20 protein-coding genes are annotated in these 16279 nt (G+C 45.9%); 8 read left to right on the top strand and 12 right to left on the bottom strand.

What is annotated here, in order from left to right; translation table 11 throughout:
- The 11 genes from HMPREF9007_RS05190 to HMPREF9007_RS05240 form a co-directional block, all read right to left on the bottom strand.
- The gene (locus tag HMPREF9007_RS05190; RefSeq protein WP_004303252.1) at positions 1-309 is read right to left on the bottom strand and encodes a hypothetical protein; all 309 of its coding nucleotides are present in this window, start codon (positions 307-309) and stop codon (positions 1-3) included.
- An 11-nt stretch (positions 310-320) separates the two neighbouring features.
- Positions 321-620, bottom strand: a complete 300-nt coding sequence (locus HMPREF9007_RS05195) for a hypothetical protein (RefSeq protein WP_004303253.1) — start codon at positions 618-620, stop codon at positions 321-323.
- The gene (locus HMPREF9007_RS05200; RefSeq protein ID WP_004303254.1) at positions 617-1120 is read right to left on the bottom strand and encodes a hypothetical protein; all 504 of its coding nucleotides are present in this window, start codon (positions 1118-1120) and stop codon (positions 617-619) included. Before HMPREF9007_RS05200 ends, HMPREF9007_RS05195 begins: the two co-directional genes overlap by 4 nt.
- Positions 1117-2088: a hypothetical protein gene (locus tag HMPREF9007_RS05205; protein ID WP_004303255.1), complete on the bottom strand. Its 972-nt coding sequence runs from the start codon at positions 2086-2088 to the stop codon at positions 1117-1119. The genes HMPREF9007_RS05200 and HMPREF9007_RS05205 overlap by 4 nt, the downstream gene beginning before the upstream one ends.
- The gene (locus HMPREF9007_RS05210; protein ID WP_004303256.1) at positions 2085-2720 is read right to left on the bottom strand and encodes a DUF6046 domain-containing protein; all 636 of its coding nucleotides are present in this window, start codon (positions 2718-2720) and stop codon (positions 2085-2087) included. The genes HMPREF9007_RS05205 and HMPREF9007_RS05210 overlap by 4 nt, the downstream gene beginning before the upstream one ends.
- Positions 2721-2724: 4 nt before the next feature.
- Positions 2725-4650 (bottom strand): phage tail tape measure protein, encoded by a 1926-nt coding sequence (locus tag HMPREF9007_RS05215; RefSeq protein WP_004303257.1) that lies wholly within the window; start codon positions 4648-4650, stop codon positions 2725-2727.
- 213 nt (positions 4651-4863) lie between these two features.
- Complete coding sequence (locus HMPREF9007_RS05220; RefSeq protein WP_004303258.1) at positions 4864-5244, bottom strand: hypothetical protein; 381 nt, start codon at positions 5242-5244, stop codon at positions 4864-4866.
- A 28-nt stretch (positions 5245-5272) separates the two neighbouring features.
- Positions 5273-5713: a hypothetical protein gene (locus tag HMPREF9007_RS05225; RefSeq protein WP_004303259.1), complete on the bottom strand. Its 441-nt coding sequence runs from the start codon at positions 5711-5713 to the stop codon at positions 5273-5275.
- Positions 5714-5717: 4 nt separating this feature from the next.
- The gene (locus HMPREF9007_RS05230; protein WP_004303260.1) at positions 5718-6941 is read right to left on the bottom strand and encodes a DUF2586 family protein; all 1224 of its coding nucleotides are present in this window, start codon (positions 6939-6941) and stop codon (positions 5718-5720) included.
- A gap of 11 nt (positions 6942-6952) precedes the next feature.
- Positions 6953-7888, bottom strand: coding sequence for a hypothetical protein (locus tag HMPREF9007_RS05235; RefSeq protein WP_004303261.1), 936 nt, complete (start codon positions 7886-7888; stop codon positions 6953-6955).
- A 26-nt stretch (positions 7889-7914) separates the two neighbouring features.
- A complete protein-coding gene (locus HMPREF9007_RS05240) occupies positions 7915-8976 on the bottom strand; it encodes a Clp protease ClpP (RefSeq protein WP_004303262.1) in 1062 nt (353 codons plus the stop codon).
- A gap of 202 nt (positions 8977-9178) precedes the next feature.
- Here HMPREF9007_RS05240 and HMPREF9007_RS05245 point away from each other — a divergent pair, with 202 nt between their 5' ends.
- From HMPREF9007_RS05245 to HMPREF9007_RS05275, 7 genes are all read left to right on the top strand, one after another.
- Positions 9179-9694, top strand: coding sequence for a DUF1804 family protein (locus HMPREF9007_RS05245; protein ID WP_004303263.1), 516 nt, complete (start codon positions 9179-9181; stop codon positions 9692-9694).
- The gene (locus HMPREF9007_RS05250) at positions 9694-11232 is read left to right on the top strand and encodes a hypothetical protein (RefSeq protein ID WP_004303264.1); all 1539 of its coding nucleotides are present in this window, start codon (positions 9694-9696) and stop codon (positions 11230-11232) included. Before HMPREF9007_RS05245 ends, HMPREF9007_RS05250 begins: the two co-directional genes overlap by 1 nt.
- Positions 11233-11234: 2 nt before the next feature.
- Complete coding sequence (locus HMPREF9007_RS05255; RefSeq protein ID WP_004303265.1) at positions 11235-11660, top strand: hypothetical protein; 426 nt, start codon at positions 11235-11237, stop codon at positions 11658-11660.
- Between the two features lie 32 nt (positions 11661-11692).
- Complete coding sequence (locus HMPREF9007_RS05260) at positions 11693-13012, top strand: DUF935 family protein (protein WP_004303266.1); 1320 nt, start codon at positions 11693-11695, stop codon at positions 13010-13012.
- 11 nt (positions 13013-13023) lie between these two features.
- On the top strand, positions 13024-14238 hold the full coding sequence (locus HMPREF9007_RS05265; RefSeq protein WP_008763005.1) for a phage minor head protein: 1215 nt from the start codon (positions 13024-13026) through the stop codon (positions 14236-14238).
- An 86-nt stretch (positions 14239-14324) separates the two neighbouring features.
- A complete protein-coding gene (locus tag HMPREF9007_RS05270) occupies positions 14325-14903 on the top strand; it encodes a hypothetical protein (protein ID WP_004303268.1) in 579 nt (192 codons plus the stop codon).
- 11 nt (positions 14904-14914) lie between these two features.
- Positions 14915-15514 carry a hypothetical protein gene (locus tag HMPREF9007_RS05275; protein ID WP_004303269.1) on the top strand — a complete coding sequence of 200 codons (600 nt, stop codon included), beginning with the start codon at positions 14915-14917 and terminating at the stop codon, positions 15512-15514.
- Between the two features lie 8 nt (positions 15515-15522).
- Here HMPREF9007_RS05275 and HMPREF9007_RS05280 read toward each other — a convergent pair whose 3' ends face one another.
- Positions 15523-15780 carry a hypothetical protein gene (locus tag HMPREF9007_RS05280; protein WP_004303270.1) on the bottom strand — a complete coding sequence of 86 codons (258 nt, stop codon included), beginning with the start codon at positions 15778-15780 and terminating at the stop codon, positions 15523-15525.
- Between the two features lie 229 nt (positions 15781-16009).
- On the opposite strand from HMPREF9007_RS05280, the gene HMPREF9007_RS05285 reads away from it, so the two are divergent.
- The gene (locus HMPREF9007_RS05285) at positions 16010-16252 is read left to right on the top strand and encodes a hypothetical protein (RefSeq protein ID WP_004303271.1); all 243 of its coding nucleotides are present in this window, start codon (positions 16010-16012) and stop codon (positions 16250-16252) included.
- The last annotated feature ends 27 nt before the right edge of the window (positions 16253-16279 follow it).

Raw genomic sequence — 16279 nt, 5'->3', positions numbered from 1 at the left:
TTAGAATAATAGTTTAATAATCCATATTGCACTCCATATCAATAGAATTATGCTAACTGCAAGGTATGCGCCCCGCATGGTAGCCCGGATGTCTGCCGTGTCCGGGACATCGTCTTTTGACTCTTTCCATTTTCCGGCTAGATATGCCACGACAGTTCCCAATACCATGCCGCCCAATACACTAAGGAAACTCACTCCAAACAGGAAAACGGATGCTACTACGCATACGGCTAAAATGAGCATCCCAATCAGTCCGTGAATGATTTTGTCCACTCCGAACTTTTTAATCAAATCGTTACTTGCTTTCATTTTCGTTAATTTTAATCGTTAGTAATTTCAATATTTATTTTGTCCACCAGTTCCGAATAGTCAATGCCTGCTCGTTTCAGGTGGATTTTCATTTGTTTCTCAATGGCTGTTTTATCAGCCTTTGACCGTATATACCGGATCAGGTTCGCGCCCAGCACCGGGTCTTCTTTCAACTCTCCCTGATTCAGTTCCAGCACGGTTGCCGCATTCTGAATCAGCGTGTCACCGACCACGAATCCGGTCAGCCCGTCTTTTCCCGTATGGGGAACAATCCGGATGTCACCGTCCTTGTCAAGTAATAGTCCCTTCATTGCTTCACCTTTTCGTTTTCAATATCCCCGACCTGTGTCTCTTTCAGTGATTCTGATGTGTAGGAGGACAATGCCGTTTTCAAAGCCGATCCCCCGTCGTTCGGTACGGGCGTCCAACCGGACAATCTCTGTTTCAATGAATTGATGTCCTTTTCAATCAGGTTCAGCCGTTCCGTCAGCTCCCCGACTTTTACCAGTCCGCCCAACGTCCCGCCATTCAGCACTATTTCGTCCACTTCATTTGCGGAAATCAGGAAGGCGTCAGTCTCCTGTCCCTCGACGATTCCGACCAGACAAGTCGTTCCCGGTTTCGGATAGATGCATAATGCCCCCATTCCCAACTGGACGTCATAATATTCAAGCCGATCAATGACTCCGGTCACGTCCATTGTCCCGTTGTCCTTATCAACCGTGTCAACCGTTACCCAGCGCAGTTGTGCCTGTCTAACCCCTTCGCGCCATTTTTCAAGCGCATCACGTAACTGTTCGTCCGTTGTCATTCCGCGCGTCCTCCCAACTCTAATTTTTGCCTGTATGTAGCATCGTCACTGAAATCCTTTGTCACTTTCTCAACATAATAGTATCCGTTCATTTCCGGTGTCACCTCACTTTTCAGATCAACCGTCATACCATGATGTACGACAGGTATTCCGAACAGTTCGACACCCCCGCGATACTTCTGCTTTTTTAGGCTTTCGTAGAAATCTTTGGCGAACTTCTTCAGGTCTTCGACCTTGATGGACTTTCCCTTCTCATTGTAAGTAAGGTTATAAACCTCGCTTCCTTCCGTTCCGGCTTTTGCTTCCAGTTTCTTGCCACCAGCCCCGATGCTGACTACCTTGACCTGAAATTCACCGTTGGTTTCGTTCAAGTCCTGGCTGACAGCGTTTCTTTCCAGTACGATTTTTACCTTTTCGGTATCGACCTTTTCGGAATACACATTTCCGCAATACAGGGTTTTGCCGATGAAATAGCAGTGAAGGTTGGTTTTCTTCCGGATGTCGTTCAGAATTTCCGCGACTGTCTTGGACGAATACCGCACCGCACCCAGTTCCGCGTCATAGTTGGTTTTTACCTCATAGCCTTTGGCGACGTCTGCAAGCAGTTTCTTCAGTGTGACATTTTTTGCGGAATAGGACACTGTTTTTCTTTTTAGGTTATACATTTCGTCTTCGCACCGGATCGTCACGGGAACACCCCAGCCGATCAGCGATATATATCCTTCAAATTCCGTGTACAGGTCGGAATCATATCCGAGTTCAATCTTCACCTGATCCCCGGCAGACAGCAGTTCCTTCAGGTCTTTTCCCGCAAAGTATCTGATACGTCTCGGAAGGACTATTTCAGCGGAGTCCGTCAGCATCTTCCATGAACTTTCAATGTGAACCGATGAAACCGTATAGATGACCAGTTCCCCGCGTTTCATGTTTGCCGGGAATGTGATCCGGCTGCACATCATATAACTCATAGTGTCAGTTCATAAGGGTTATCACTCGTTGCTTCTATCGTGAACGGGACTACGCTGCTGTTTCCCTGAATCGGGTTGAACGAAATGTTATCAATGACAATGGAGTAAATTTCCTTGTTGTTGAAGATGCTTCCCGTAACTCCGACCGCTTCCGTCACTTTACGGAACTTGCAAAGTGCGTTCACTTGTTCGGCAACCGTCTTATAACCTTCCCGGTTCTTGTCTGCTATGCAAAATCCCCGAATATTGATTTTCCAGTCGTCGAGCCCGTAGACCTCCTTTACAGTTCCGTGAACGCCCAATACCTTCGTCTTTGAGCAGTTCATTGAACGTGAAAAGTCTACAATCGTTGCATACGGCATCGGAAAGCTAGCCATATTCATCGTTCCGCGTGATCCGTCCGGATTATAGGTACTGTATTGCTTGTTACCGTCAAGGGTAAACGTCCCGATGACCGGAGTCCCCATCCAGCTGTACGCTTCGGCTTCGGCATCCGGGATGGTTGTCACCCCGGTGTATTTCCCCGGATCATAATCCTGCAGGGTTCTTCCCCACGGAAGATAAATCGGGGATGAGATTCCGAAAACTTCCGTGAACAATGCACCAATATTTAACGCTGTATTTCCTGTCATAACTTTATCCTATTGCTGGTACTGTATCGGTTATCACCGCTAATATTTCCCGTTTGACCTTATCCGCAACATCGCGCATGTTCGCACCTGCCGCAACCCTGAAATGATTGTTGAATGTCACATTCATAGTGATATTCCTTACGCTGCTTCCGCCTTTTCCGCCAAGACCCACATCCTTCCCGGAAGTTCCTCCGGTTGCGGTTACAGTGGTCGGTTTGTTGACTGCCGCTGGTGCGGTGTCCAGTTGGAACTTGTCAAGTCCGGGGACTTTGTCTTTGTTACGCCAACTTTCACGTCCTTTTTCCTTGCCTTCTTCCCATGCCCGACCGATTGCCACAGCGTTGTCAAACACTTCTTTCTTTACCCGTTCAAATACGTCGTTGATACTCCAGTCATCTCTGAACCAGTTAACCGGATTCAGGATTTCAATGATTCCCATTTGGATGGTATGAATCGTCTTGAAAAAGGAAAGAAAGCCAGTTTTAAGGACTTCCCACAATCCAAACAGGAACACACGGACTCCTTCAAACTTATTATAAAGGAAAGCCACGAAAGCGATGACAGCCGTTATGATTGCGATAATCCAGCCGATGACAGGGATGCCCATGATAGCGACGGAAATTAGCCGACTATTAATGATTGTAGACAATGCCATCTTAGCCATCGACGCAATCCATACTCCGGCAATCTTTGTTATTCCAAGTGACATGATCTGCGAAATAGACCATGCGACAGTTCCAAGCGTGACAAGCGCGCCTACAAAGATTCCTACAACTTCAATGGCAGGGGCGATAGGTTCCACAAATTCAAAGAAACTGATTTTCAGGTCGTCAATAAACGCTTGCATACGTTTCTGCTTTTCGGCATAAGTATCCATTTGTTTATTTGCAATGTCGACCGCAGAAGTAGAACCCTGTATCGCTTCCGTCCATGTGTCAATTTGGTCTACACCCTCAATCAAAGCCATCGTTGAAGCAAGGTTTTCACTTCCGAACAACGCGGACATGATTGTGGCGTTATGCATGACCGGAGTCAGGGCACGCAGTCGGTCGGTCAGTGAAAGGGACTGGTCTTGCATCGTTTTTATATTGACCCCTGCAGCTTTCAGTTGTTTGATCGCGTCCGTAGTCGGAGCCTGTAATTTGACTATCGTGTTACGCAAAGCGATACCGCCTTCAGAACCCTTTTTCCCAGATTTGTCAAGCAACTGGATCAGGGAGTTTGTTTCGGCAAATTCAACCCCGAATGTTTTTGCAACATTACCCGTTTGTTTCAATGCTTCCGCGACCTCCCTGATTTCGGCAGAACCTTCGACAGTTCCTGCCGCCATGATGTTCATATAATCCGTCATAGTTTGTGCGGCTTTCATCGGATCATCAAGGGAAACCTTGTATTGGTTCATTGCGGTGGACATGGCGGCTGATGCTCCGGGAACATCATTTGACATCGTCTTGCTAAGTGTCATTACATTGTTCGACATGATTTCAAGCGCGTCCGGTGCTTTTTTCAGTTCCGGAGTAATCTTTGAAAGCAAGTCCTTATAAACGACCATAGCGTCTGCCGCATCGGTACCGAACGCTTTTGCCGTGTTACGGGCTTTGGTGGCGAGAACGTCCAGTTCCTTCCCCTCCATGTTGGTGATACCGGACATTTCGGCAACAGCGGTTTCAAACCGGATACCCGGTTCGATGGCATCATTAAAGGAATCACGGATATTGTCGACACCTTCTTTCAGCTGGTTGAGAAAGAACATTCCTTTTCCCAACCCTTCCAGTTTTCCGGCTGCTTTTCCCGATGTCTCCCCAAGACGTTCAACCACTTCTTCCGTGTCATCAATCACCCGTGTAGCTTCTTCGGCTGCATCGGTTGCTGCGTGTAGCGGAGACGTGATCCTGTCAACCAGTTCCAATATCCATTGAGTCACTTGCATTGTCTTTTGAGAATAATCGGTTTACAACTTTAGCGAATGCGTTGTGCATTACTATTTCAATTTCTTCCAGCTCCGTTTTCCGCAACATGCGGTATTCGGCATAGAGCCGGAGCCATTCATCTTCGTCCAGTTTGTCCGGGATGTCAAAGCCATATACTTTTTTCAGGATGGCATCTATTCCCTCGACAAGACCGAACGCTGATGAATATTCCTCTATGCTTTGCTGATAAAAGCCGCCTGTCCGGCGATCAGTTGTCCGATGGCGGTCAGGACTGAAGTATAGACAGCGGAATCTTCCAACGCCTCCATATTGCCTGCCGCCACGCAGTTCCGGATCAGGATGTCATTTGCTTCTTCAAGATCATCCTTTTTCTTTGCCATAGCCAGCAGGATATTTTTATTCGGACGGACAATCAGGTAGTCGTAGCGTTCATCCTCGTCCACTTGTACGGTGACATGCTTCAGGCGTTTCCCGTATTTCAGTTTCATTCCTGCATGTTCTTCTTCTGTGAAATCAACTATCAAAGCTTTTTCCTCCTTTGTCAGTTCCTCGTAAGGTTTCCCTGTCTTGATTTTCTTTTCTTCTACTTCCATTTTAAAAGTCTTTTAAACGGTTATTAAACTACATTGCCACATTCCAGTCGATATGGCTGGGAAGAAGGGTGAATTGTGTGGCAATACTTTTATCACCCTGTTTAACGTCGACACCATTGTCCATAAATTCGACGTTCCGGATCACGTCTTTCATGACAAGTCCTTTATACTCATACATGACCGGAATATCAAACGGTTCAATATCCGTAAGACGCTTCCCCGCACCGAGTGCTAACTGCAAGGCATTCACCTCTTCTTTCAGAAGGGTGATCGACGCTTCAGCCTTGTAATTCCCCTCACCGCGACCGACAGGAAATTCTCCAGCACCGTAGATGTTTTCTTTCTCTTTGCTATCCTTGTAGGAAAGGGCTGTGATGCCCTCTACCTGACGACCGAGCATAACGACCTTGACGCTGTTCCATCCGGCTATTTTTCCGAACTTGTTGATTAATGTTCCTAACAATGACATATTTTCAGATTTTATTTGTGAAACCCAAGTCAATCTCAAACTCATGGACAATACCGTCTGCAACAAGTTTTACCTTGATATTGAAAGGCTTGTCGCTGACAGCCATTTGTTTTGGATTGATGTAAATGTCGAAGTCCGCGATATCCTCCGAATTGACCATGCTTTCCAGCGCGGATTTGACAAGCGCGTCCCAACTGCTGATAGTGGTGTTGCTGATGTATCCGGTTGACGGGTCAGCCTTCACTTTGCCTCTTACACGTGGCAACAAGGTATTGCGGATGATTCGTGCCGCCTTGTTCCAGACAGCGTTATATTCAATATATGCATAGTCGCTGCCCGCTTTCGTACAAGTACATGAATTGCTGAAAAAGAACCCGGCATACCCTTGAAAGCTGCCGACGAAGTTATATCCTTTGTCAGTCAGTTTTTTCTGGTCGGATACGCTCAACTGTGAGAAGGGTTTGCCATTGCTCAAAGCTGCATCCAGCCAAAGCCCGTTCAGTTTGTCAGTCAATGGATAGTCCTTTGTCCCTTTTGCCGTCCGTGGGTGGTTTTCAATATCAACGCTGCCCATATTTTCATGTACGTAGCGGACAGACAGCATTCCGAGTGCACTGCCCACGGCAGCGTGTGTCCGGTATGCTTCGTCCTTTGCCGCCCATGCCGGGTCTTGTGCAATCACGACAGAGACGTTTTCAGCATCCAACTGCCGGAGGTCGACAGCGTCGGCAATGGCATTGATATACTTGCCGACACCTTCCAATATCACCGCATCGATATACAGGTGGTCTTCCCTGAATTTATTGACCATCTTCTGTGCCTCTTGTACGGCTACGGTAATTGTTTCGTCCGCAGTCAGTGAGCAGATACCGATGGTGTTTACTCCGTTGATGGTACGTACCGCATTAACAAAGTCTTCCTTCGTCAGCAGGCTTGACACCTTTTCAGACTTCGGAACCAGCATAAAATACAGTGAACGTTCCGGAGACAGGCGGAAGACTTCGCTGGTATGGTAATGCACCAGTTCCTTGTTTTCAAGGTCGATGTCAGCGTCCCATCCCAACGCTTCCAAATCGGTGATATCGTTCAGGGCTTCCGGCTTGTAATATTCAAGTTTTCCGATCTCCGAACCACCGACTACGAGCAGAATGACGCGGTCACTGGTATCGGTATCCCGTACCAGCCCGCCATTTGCTTTGTTGATGATTACTCCTGTAAAATTTCCCATAAAATAATTCGTTATACGGATTTACCTGATAAAATTGCACCAACACCAAAATCTTCGATACGGTCTACAATACCGTAAGTTTGGGTACGGTATTCGGATGTAGGACTCTTGCTGCGTGTATCGGTCGTTTCCGGACGATACAGGGATTTTACGGATTCGATGTGGTAATACGTATTCGGAGCATAGAAGAAAGTGCTTGCCTGAAAGTCCGTTTCGGCAGACGGTTTTGTGCCTTCCGCCACCTTCTTTGCTGTTTCCGCATTATAAAACGGGCAGTCGTTATTCTCAAAGAACTTGATGCCCATGAAGCCTTTCGGTTTTCCGGTTACCGGATCAAGGTAGAAATTACGGTCATAGAAGTACTTGGACGCATCCTTATCCAGCAACAAGTCACCCATATGCAGTGGGGAAAGTACTATGTACAAGGCATCGGTAACGGGAAGGTTCCATGTTTTTGCGAGCGTTGCAAAATCGACCAGATCCTTATAAGACAGTCTCAAACGACCGTTAATATCTTTCTCACCCGTTGTCCGGATAACAGGCATTTCTTCGTTTGAATCATCCTCCGGAGCCAGTTTGTGCAACACATGGTTGCGGATACCGACTTGAAAGGCTTCATTGTGCTTCACACGGATAGCAGCGCGCTTGTCAAAAGCGAGATAACGGATTTCGTCATCCGTACAGGAACTGGGTTCCGTATCGTAGATTTCCCACGGTACGATATAATTCTTTCCGGTCATTTGCTTCGGCTCGAAATCTTCCGTGTTATTTACGCGAAAGCCGACATTGTTAATCAGTTTGTTTCTGCGTACACCGTCCGCAGCCAAAGCTCCGGCAGGAACAGAGCCTAAAACTTGCATGAAGTCCGCCCTGTAATTGCGACGTTCGATCAACAGTTGGGGATCGACGTACTTGTTCAAATAAAGACCGTCTACTGGTTGTGCCATATTCTTTTTTTTAAATGGTTAGTATTTTATTTTCCGTCACGTTTCACGTAGTCGTTCAAAAGACGTTCGTATTCAGCCGGATTCTTTTCCATAAGGTTTTTCAAGGCTTCCGGATCGTTTTGAAAGTCTTCGAATTTCTTGTTTGTGGTATCCGTCAGACTGGGAGCATGAACTTCCGGCATTTCCACGGGTTTGATGGCGTCGAGCAGCTTCTTTGCGGTATCGAAATTGCTGGTCAGGTTCGCTTTCCAGTCATCACGCACGTCGGCTGTGATTCTTTTTTCCTTGATCGCACTGTTTAGGATGTTTTCGATTTCCTGTTCCTTGCGTGCCTCCTCCTGTCTTTCGAGCATGTCGACGCGGTCTGCCTTACGTTTCCACACGTCTACCTGTGCAATGAATTGTGCTTCCGTGGTACTTGCGTCCATTCCGAAGCGGGTAGTCAACATTGTTAAATCCATGTCATTTTTTGATTTTTCGTTATTAATAGAGTCAGTAATCTCAATTTCACCTGTGTAGCCGCAATTGGTAATCATTTGTGCCGTAGCCTTATCGACCTTTGCCTTGCCTGTAACTTCCGTCACAAAGCCGTTTTCCTTCGCTTCCTGCGCGCTCATCCAGTAGTCTCCCTTCTCCCAGGCATCCCGGATTTTTTTCTTGTCTGTGCACTTTGAAAGAAAGGCATTCAGATAGTGCTCATTCAGTTTGCGCATGACCTCCAGAGTCGATTCAATATCAGCGACTCTCCCGCATGCCCCTCCGCTGACCTGATGGATCATGAAAAGCCCGTTGGCAGGCATGGAGAACGATGTACAGTTGATAGCGATGTAGGTTGCCGCACTGGCTACCAGTGCACCGCCTTCACCCGTAATTTTGCCGGGAAACTTCTTGATCACGTTCACGATTTCGTTGGCTTCGAAGCATTCACCACCCGGACTGTTGATATAGATGTGCACGTCCTTGATCCCTGATTTGATCAGTTCCTCAACTTTGGAAGTGAATTCAGCTTCCGTTTCCCTCCATTTTGATATTGTGCCTTTGAGTTCGATCCGGGCACGTCCGTTTTCCGCTGTTGCAGTCAGATTCATTTTCGCGATATTTAAAATTCATGCTGCAAAATTGGAAAAGGAAAGGCGGGTACGGAAAAAGCGTTTTCAAGTTGGAAAAAAAACAGTGTTAACAAGGACGTATTTTTTCCAACTTGGAAAGAATACGTTCCAACATGAAAAGCCATTTTCCACAGGTGATGATGAAATATGACCTTTGCCCCAGTAAACGAAAGGAAGCGATATGCCAAGTAAAGAGTACTACCGTAAATTGAAGAAGGAAGCGCACGACCTTTATGTACGTGAAGGAATGACGTGCAAGGAGATTTCCACACGCATAAACGTGTCGGAAAGGTCTGTTTCAAGCTGGATTAATGAGAATGACGCACTTTGGAAAAAAGAACGTCAGGCATCTGTTATTTCGTCACAAAAACAGGGTGACAACCTAAAACAGATTATCAACATTCTTGCAGACCAAAAACTGGAGCTGCTGCGCATGATTGACGAAGCCATTGCGGAAGGTGATAGCGACAAGGTGCTCGAACTACGGAAACAGGCGGCTACACTTGACAACAGTGTAGCGCAATGGGGGAACCAGCTCAAAGAGGTGGACAAAAAGAACCGGATTACGCTCGCTATTTACATTGATGTCATGAGCCGGATATTTGATGCGATGAAGGTGTACGATGCAGACCTTTATTTTAAAACACTGGACTTTCAGGAGAACCACCTTTATGAAGCCGCAAAAATGTTGGGATAATGAAAGTCGAAGATAGCAAAGCCCTCAAGGAGTATCAGGAGAAGTTAAAACGTGCGCGGTGCACGGGCAACCTGATTGATCCGGACGAATCGCTGACAGTTCGGATGAACCGCATACAGCGTGCGAAGCGGGATGTCAAGTATCTTGTCGAAACCTATCTTCCCCATTATGCGACCGCAGACTGTGCGGACTTTCAGATCGCTCATGCCAATAGGGTGATGAACGATCCAATTTATAAAGGATATGCCGAATGGGGACGCGGACTTGCAAAATCGGTATGGAACGATGTGATCATTCCCCTATGGTTATGGATCAATGGCGAGACGCATTATATGTGTATCGTTTCCGACACATTTGACCGCGCTTGTGACCTGCTGGAAGATTTACGTGCGGAATTCGAGGCAAACGAACTTTTGAAACACGACTTTGGCGAGCAGTATAATCCGGGATATTGGGAAAAGGGAAACTTCGTAACGATGAACGGCTTTATTTGCAAGGCGTTCGGTGCGAAGCAGAAGGTTCGCGGGCTTCGTAAAGGCGCACACCGTCCTGACCTGTGGATAATTGACGACTTGGAGACACCGCAGACCATCAAAAACAACCGGATGCAGGATGATTATGCGGACTGGATCGAAGCGGACGTGCTGGCAACCATGACGGGAAAGCGCAGACGTCTGATAGGTGCTAACAACCGTTTTGCATCCCGGATGGTACAGACGATTCTCAAACAACGGCATCCCGACTGGGACTGGCATCTGGTGAAGGCTTATGATCCGGTAACGTATGAACCAGCGTGGAAATCGATGTATTCCCCCCAGTTCTATCGTCAACAGGAAAAGGACATGGGTATTCTCGCGGCACATGCGGAATATAACCACGTACCGCTTGTCAAGGGTAAAATATTCAAGCCCGAAATGGTGAAGTGGGGAAAGCTCCCTGACCTTCACACGATGAATGCGATCGTGGCACATTGGGACATTGCGTATGCCGGGACAGATACGAGTGACTTTAACGCATGTAAGATTTGGGGACGGCATAAAAATGATTTTTGGCTGATAGACGGATTCGTAAAGCAGTCAAAGATGAAACTCTGCGTACAATGGATGTGCATGAAGCAGGCTGAATTCAGAGCAAAGGACATTATTTGCTTTTGGCAGTACGAGTCCCAATTTTGGAACGACGAAGTCAAGCGTATCATAGGGGAAGCCGAGACGGAGACAGGTGTAGAGTTGAACCTTGTTCCGGTACAGACGCCTAAAACAACGAACAAGATACTTCGTATGATAAGCATGCATCCATATTATCAGAATTCCCGGATGCATGTCAACGAGGAACTGAAAGCAAGCCCGGACATTACTGTCGGCTTGAAACAGTTGTATGCTGTTGAACCGGGCATGACAGAGCATGATGACAGCCCGGACGCTGACGAACAGGCTGTGAGGAAACTTGAAATATATACTGATCCTCCACAGCCAGAGGACGAGCCCGCGACACGCCCGTGGAAGGCGGGAAGATATAAACGTAAATACACTTGGTAACTATGAAGTATATCAACATGGATGACCTGACGACCGTCATACAAAATCGGTTGCTGGTTGAAAGTATCGAAAAAGACGAGGAAGTTTTGAACGGGATTGAAGATCTTGTCATCAGTGAAGTGTCCGCCTATATAAGCGGTCGTTATGACGTGAAAAAGATATTCGGTATTCCCCCAATACGAACGGGGTTATTAATCCGGATAATATCCTGCATTACCGCTTTCCGTGCGGTAAGTCGGAACGCAGCCCGGAAAACGGGAAATAACCCGTTATCAGACATGAACGACTGGGCTGACCTTATACTTGCCAAGTTACGTGACGGAATCATGTCACTGCCACCTGAAATTCCTTTGGTAACAGATGAAGAAGGCAATGTTGAATCTCCCATTCTGTTTGGTCATACACGGAACAACGGATGGTTTCTTTAAATAGTTTTTAAACCGCTTTTAAAAGGTATGTTATGTACAAGAAGTTAAGAGAAATATTCAACTGGTTTCAGCAGAAAGCAATTCGTCGAATGAGTCTGAAGAATGTACTTAATGAGTATTATTTTCGGATGGATAGCAGTGGGACACAATCTTCGTCAAGTGCTGCTTATAAAAGGCAGGCTGTCGTCTACCGGGAAAAGACCATTGATGATTGGATTATGGCGGTAACTTCGGCAACCGATCCGGATGATCCGCGACGTGGCTTGCTGTACAGGTTCTACCAGTCATTGTATAATGACGAACATTTACAAACGACGATTGACAATCGTGTATTACCTGTACAACAGGCAGAATTCAACCTTGTCGATGACAATGGCAATGAGGACGAGGAGGCAAAGAAACTGCTGGATCGTCCGTGGTTTCACCAGCTTATCAGAATTTGTTTTCTACATCAGTTACAGGGAGTATCGCTTGCCGACATTTCCCATCTTGATGAAAACTTGGAAATCAGCCATGTAGAAGAAGTTCCCATGTCCAACTATATCCCGCAACAGATGATAATCGTCAAGGAAGAGTCAGACAAAACCGGATGGTCATATAAGGACGGTGCACTTGAACCCTATTATGTCCAGTTCGGAAACGCATGGGCTTTGGGGATGCTCAATGAACTGTCAATTATCATCCTTGCAAAGAAACTGGGTTTGGGATCATGGATGAATTACATTGAAAAATATGGCATTCCTCCTGTTTTCGTTACTTCAGACCGACAGGATAAAAAACGGTTGGACGAATTATTCGAGATGATGTTGGATTTCAGGAATAATTTCTTTGCAGTCCTGTCCGGAAATGAAAAGGTCGAGTATGGGAAAGAAGCCGGAGGAAATACAACCAATGCCTTTTTACCGTTAGAGGAACGATGTGACAACCAAATCAGTAAACGTCTGCTTGGTCAGACGGGTACAACTGAAAACGGGGCGTGGGAAGGTACGGCAGAAGTCCATGAACGTGTTGAAAAATCACGGCACGAATATGACAAGATGATTTTCCAGTTCTATTTTAACTATATTATCATCCCTAAACTGGTAAAAATAAGCCCGGTATATAAACCACTTGAAAGGCTGAAACTGAAGTGGGACGACACGGAAAGTTTGTCTATCACGGAATACATCGAAGCGATCAACAAGCTGGCTTATACCTTTGAATTTGACCACGAAGAGGTCGCAAAGAAAACGGGGCTTCCGATCATTGGTCAAAAGAAAAATCCCGGTGGTGAGCAACAGGGAGGAACATTGCCGAATCAGCCAAAAACAGACCCTCAAAAAAAAAGGCCGAACCGGACGATGAAGCGGTAACGTCACCCGTCATGGAAGCCGGGGAGTATGATTTCAGCGGCATCATCGGCAGGGTGATGAAACAAGTTTATGAACGAAAAGTCAAAACGGGAGATATTGATGAGGAGTTATTCAGGAAGACATACGGGGAACTGAATAAGAAGGCGGCTGAAGGATGGGGAAAAGACGACTATAATGATCCGGAACTGGCGGAAGATACCCAGCGGATACGTGACAACTTGTTCAAGTTCTCCGGAGCGAAGACGTATCAGGAAATTAAGGAGATGAACGATGCCCTTTATGATGATAAGGGGAAAAAACTTTCTTATGAGGACTTCCGGGAAAAGGTTATGGCAATTCATAAAGACTATAATGAAAATTACCTTCGCACGGAATTTGAAACGACAGAAACAAGCTGCAGACGCGCCAGTGAATGGCAGGAATTCAAGGAGAATGCGGATATAATGCCTAACCTGAAGTATGTGACTGCAGGGGATGAACGGGTAAGAGAATCACATAGGATACTGGATGGTGTCGTAAAACCTATTAACGACCCGTTTTGGCTGCAGAACTACCCGCCAAACGGATATCGGTGCAGGTGTTATGCCGAACAAACGGACGAACCGGAAACGCCTGCTACGCCTATTGTGACGATACCGGATGCCTTTGCGAACAACGTAGGGCAATCCGGTGAGATATTCACGGTCGCACATCCTTATTTCTCAATGCCTGATGGGCATTTGGCAAAAATCAGGAAGGAGACGGAACGGAGCAAGTTATACGCTCCTTACCATCGTGATCCGGAATCGAAAGTGATGATCAGCGATTTTGCTGATCCGAAAGACTTGGTTAAGAATGCCGAAAGCGCGCGTGTCATTTCAAAGGAACTGAAAATGAAGATTAAAATCCGCCCGCACATTAATGAGGACGGTGTGAAGAACCCGGAATATTTGATTAACGAAAAGCTGGCAGACCTGAAGAATATTCAGGGATTAGGCGGAATTAAAAACGGGCTGGACAGTTCGCGTAAGCAGCAGTGCGAATTCACCGTTTTCAATCTTGATGCATTTGAAAGCATTAAACCGGAAATGGTGCAGAACAAACTGAACGGGATATACAAACTGTATGGGGACAAGTTCTCCGGACAGCAGATGATATTCATTTATTCCGGGAAGGCGGTAAAGGTGTCTTGGAAAGATGTAAAAACCGGAAAAGTAACTGAACTCTTAAAAGAACTTCAGGAGTGACAGCCGAAACTGACACTCCTGAAGGGAGTTCTTGACCTGTTACAGCCGCGAACATTGCAAATATACAATTTTATTTTGAAATACAAATGGAAAGGACTGAATTACCTGATTTTTTCAAAGAATTATCCACGCTGGTAGAAGATGCGCACCGCTATGCGAAAGTTGCGGGTGTGAACTTCTTCAAGCAGAATTTTCGCAGGCAGGGGTTTCTTGACACATCACTGACACCGTGGGCAAAGAGATCGATCACTATTGGTTCGGATCGCGGTGTATTGATACAAAGCGGAAAACTTCGCGACAGTATCCATGCAGTCAGTCGAGGGATAGACCGCATTACTTTTCAGACTGATCCGCTGTCGTATGCCAATATTCACAATGAAGGCGGGTATATTGTCGTGACGGAGCGAATGAAGCGTTATTTTTGGTTTTTGTATATGAAATCGACCGGAACTATGCAAAAGAAGAAAAACGGTGAATTACGGCAAAATAAAGCCAATGCGCGGCTGTCTACAATGGCTTCCTTTTACAAAGGTATGGCACTCAAAAAGGCGGGCAGTAAAATAAGGATTCCAAAACGTCAGTACATGGGTGAATCTGCCACATTTATGAAGCAGCTGGACGCATGGATAACATCGGAGATTGACAAACGATTCTCAAATATTTAATCAATATAATTATGATTTGGACAGACTGTTACAAAGAACTGGTTGAAATAATCCGGGGCAAAAATGAGTTCCTGGCATCTATCCCGGATGAGTATTCCGAGCTAAGGGAACAGATGGAAAATACACCAGAGATTGAACATATTGACATGTGGCATGAGCAGGTCAGTTTTCTCGATGAGGAACATCCGTTCCCGTCTCCGGCTGTATTCATTGAATTTAATACACTGGGCATCGAGGACGAAGGGTTACTCGTTCAACGGCTTCACACACAGATTGATTTCCGGCTATTTTACGAAACCTTTTCCGATACCTGTGAAGGTGCGGCAATGCAGGAAGAGGCGTTGTCCTTCCTTGATCTGTTGACATTGCTGGGGATGATGCTACACGGGAAATCGGGGAAGAACTTCGGCACGCTCCGACGTACCCATGTCGGACGGGAAGAGTCGGGGGGTGCAGGAAACTTGTACCGGATCAGCTTTGAATGTGAAATTATGGATTATACCACAATGGAACTTGCAAGCCATGCCGATATGAAAGACCGTGAAATGAAAATTAGCAACGGGGGCTTACCGGAGAAGGCGGAAGACGAAGAACCGCTGTACCATCTATGATACAACGCCTAAAAGCTAAGGCTTAGTTGACTTATATCATCCTTTTTTGAATCAGGCTTTTTGCCCTCTTTTAATTGCTCGTAATATGATAAATTCTCCGATATATAAAAGATTCGTTTATAGATGTAGTTCTGATCAAGGAAGAACAGGTCATGACTCATACGCAAAAGAACATCCTCTAAGCGGATGCGCTTTTTATCATAAAGAAGATAGAAAGTCTCTACCATCTTCCGGTCACGTATTTTGGTCATTTCAGGATTCCGCATAAAAAAACATTATTATAGCGCAAATATACGGATTTCCAATGATTTGTCAAAATTGAATATAAGCCTGCGGGGGAAAGGCTATAAAAAGCCCCCAGCCTGTTAGTAAAGACGCCAATCACATACTAACAAAATGCGAGTAGACGCACAGCCGGGGGCAAAGACCCTTGCTGCGTCTACTCGCATTTTTGCTTTATGTGATTGGCATTGCAAAGATAATCAAATTTGTATTATGAAAGTCATAGAGATATTAAACTTTAATCGGGAGCTCTTGAAAAAATTGCAGGATGCCGGAATACGGCTTGAGGATTGTCGCTATATCGATCTGTATGCGGATTATATGAAACTGTTAGGACATGGTGAGAAAGTGTCTTATATAGTCGCAGCATTATCTGACAAGTACCTTGTCAGTGAGAGAAAGGTATATAGTCTTATCAAGCGTTTCCAAAGTGACTGCAAAACGTTTGCAGTGTAAACGGCTTCATGTATCGTGCCGGATTGA

Source organism: Bacteroides sp. 1_1_14, assembly GCF_000162515.1.
Taxonomy (GTDB): Bacteria; Bacteroidota; Bacteroidia; order Bacteroidales; family Bacteroidaceae; genus Bacteroides; species Bacteroides thetaiotaomicron.
Note: the sequence above shows the minus strand (reverse complement) of the source record. Positions and strands in the feature narration are given on the sequence as shown.

Bases quoted from the DNA above. Each gene is read 5' to 3' on its own strand.
- HMPREF9007_RS05190 (WP_004303252.1), bottom strand. From the start codon at position 309: ATGAAAGCAAGTAACGATTTGATTAAAAAGTTCGGAGTGGACAAAATC.
- HMPREF9007_RS05195 (WP_004303253.1), bottom strand. From the start codon at position 620: ATGAAGGGACTATTACTTGACAAGGACGGTGACATCCGGATTGTTCCC.
- HMPREF9007_RS05200 (WP_004303254.1), bottom strand. From the start codon at position 1,120: ATGACAACGGACGAACAGTTACGTGATGCGCTTGAAAAATGGCGCGAA.
- HMPREF9007_RS05205 (WP_004303255.1), bottom strand. From the start codon at position 2,088: ATGAGTTATATGATGTGCAGCCGGATCACATTCCCGGCAAACATGAAA.
- HMPREF9007_RS05210 (WP_004303256.1), bottom strand. From the start codon at position 2,720: ATGACAGGAAATACAGCGTTAAATATTGGTGCATTGTTCACGGAAGTT.
- HMPREF9007_RS05215 (WP_004303257.1), bottom strand. From the start codon at position 4,650: ATGCAAGTGACTCAATGGATATTGGAACTGGTTGACAGGATCACGTCT.
- HMPREF9007_RS05220 (WP_004303258.1), bottom strand. From the start codon at position 5,244: ATGGAAGTAGAAGAAAAGAAAATCAAGACAGGGAAACCTTACGAGGAA.
- HMPREF9007_RS05225 (WP_004303259.1), bottom strand. From the start codon at position 5,713: ATGTCATTGTTAGGAACATTAATCAACAAGTTCGGAAAAATAGCCGGA.
- HMPREF9007_RS05230 (WP_004303260.1), bottom strand. From the start codon at position 6,941: ATGGGAAATTTTACAGGAGTAATCATCAACAAAGCAAATGGCGGGCTG.
- HMPREF9007_RS05235 (WP_004303261.1), bottom strand. From the start codon at position 7,888: ATGGCACAACCAGTAGACGGTCTTTATTTGAACAAGTACGTCGATCCC.
- HMPREF9007_RS05240 (WP_004303262.1), bottom strand. From the start codon at position 8,976: ATGAATCTGACTGCAACAGCGGAAAACGGACGTGCCCGGATCGAACTC.
- HMPREF9007_RS05245 (WP_004303263.1), top strand. From the start codon at position 9,179: ATGCCAAGTAAAGAGTACTACCGTAAATTGAAGAAGGAAGCGCACGAC.
- HMPREF9007_RS05250 (WP_004303264.1), top strand. From the start codon at position 9,694: ATGAAAGTCGAAGATAGCAAAGCCCTCAAGGAGTATCAGGAGAAGTTA.
- HMPREF9007_RS05255 (WP_004303265.1), top strand. From the start codon at position 11,235: ATGAAGTATATCAACATGGATGACCTGACGACCGTCATACAAAATCGG.
- HMPREF9007_RS05260 (WP_004303266.1), top strand. From the start codon at position 11,693: ATGTACAAGAAGTTAAGAGAAATATTCAACTGGTTTCAGCAGAAAGCA.
- HMPREF9007_RS05265 (WP_008763005.1), top strand. From the start codon at position 13,024: ATGGAAGCCGGGGAGTATGATTTCAGCGGCATCATCGGCAGGGTGATG.
- HMPREF9007_RS05270 (WP_004303268.1), top strand. From the start codon at position 14,325: ATGGAAAGGACTGAATTACCTGATTTTTTCAAAGAATTATCCACGCTG.
- HMPREF9007_RS05275 (WP_004303269.1), top strand. From the start codon at position 14,915: ATGATTTGGACAGACTGTTACAAAGAACTGGTTGAAATAATCCGGGGC.
- HMPREF9007_RS05280 (WP_004303270.1), bottom strand. From the start codon at position 15,780: ATGCGGAATCCTGAAATGACCAAAATACGTGACCGGAAGATGGTAGAG.
- HMPREF9007_RS05285 (WP_004303271.1), top strand. From the start codon at position 16,010: ATGAAAGTCATAGAGATATTAAACTTTAATCGGGAGCTCTTGAAAAAA.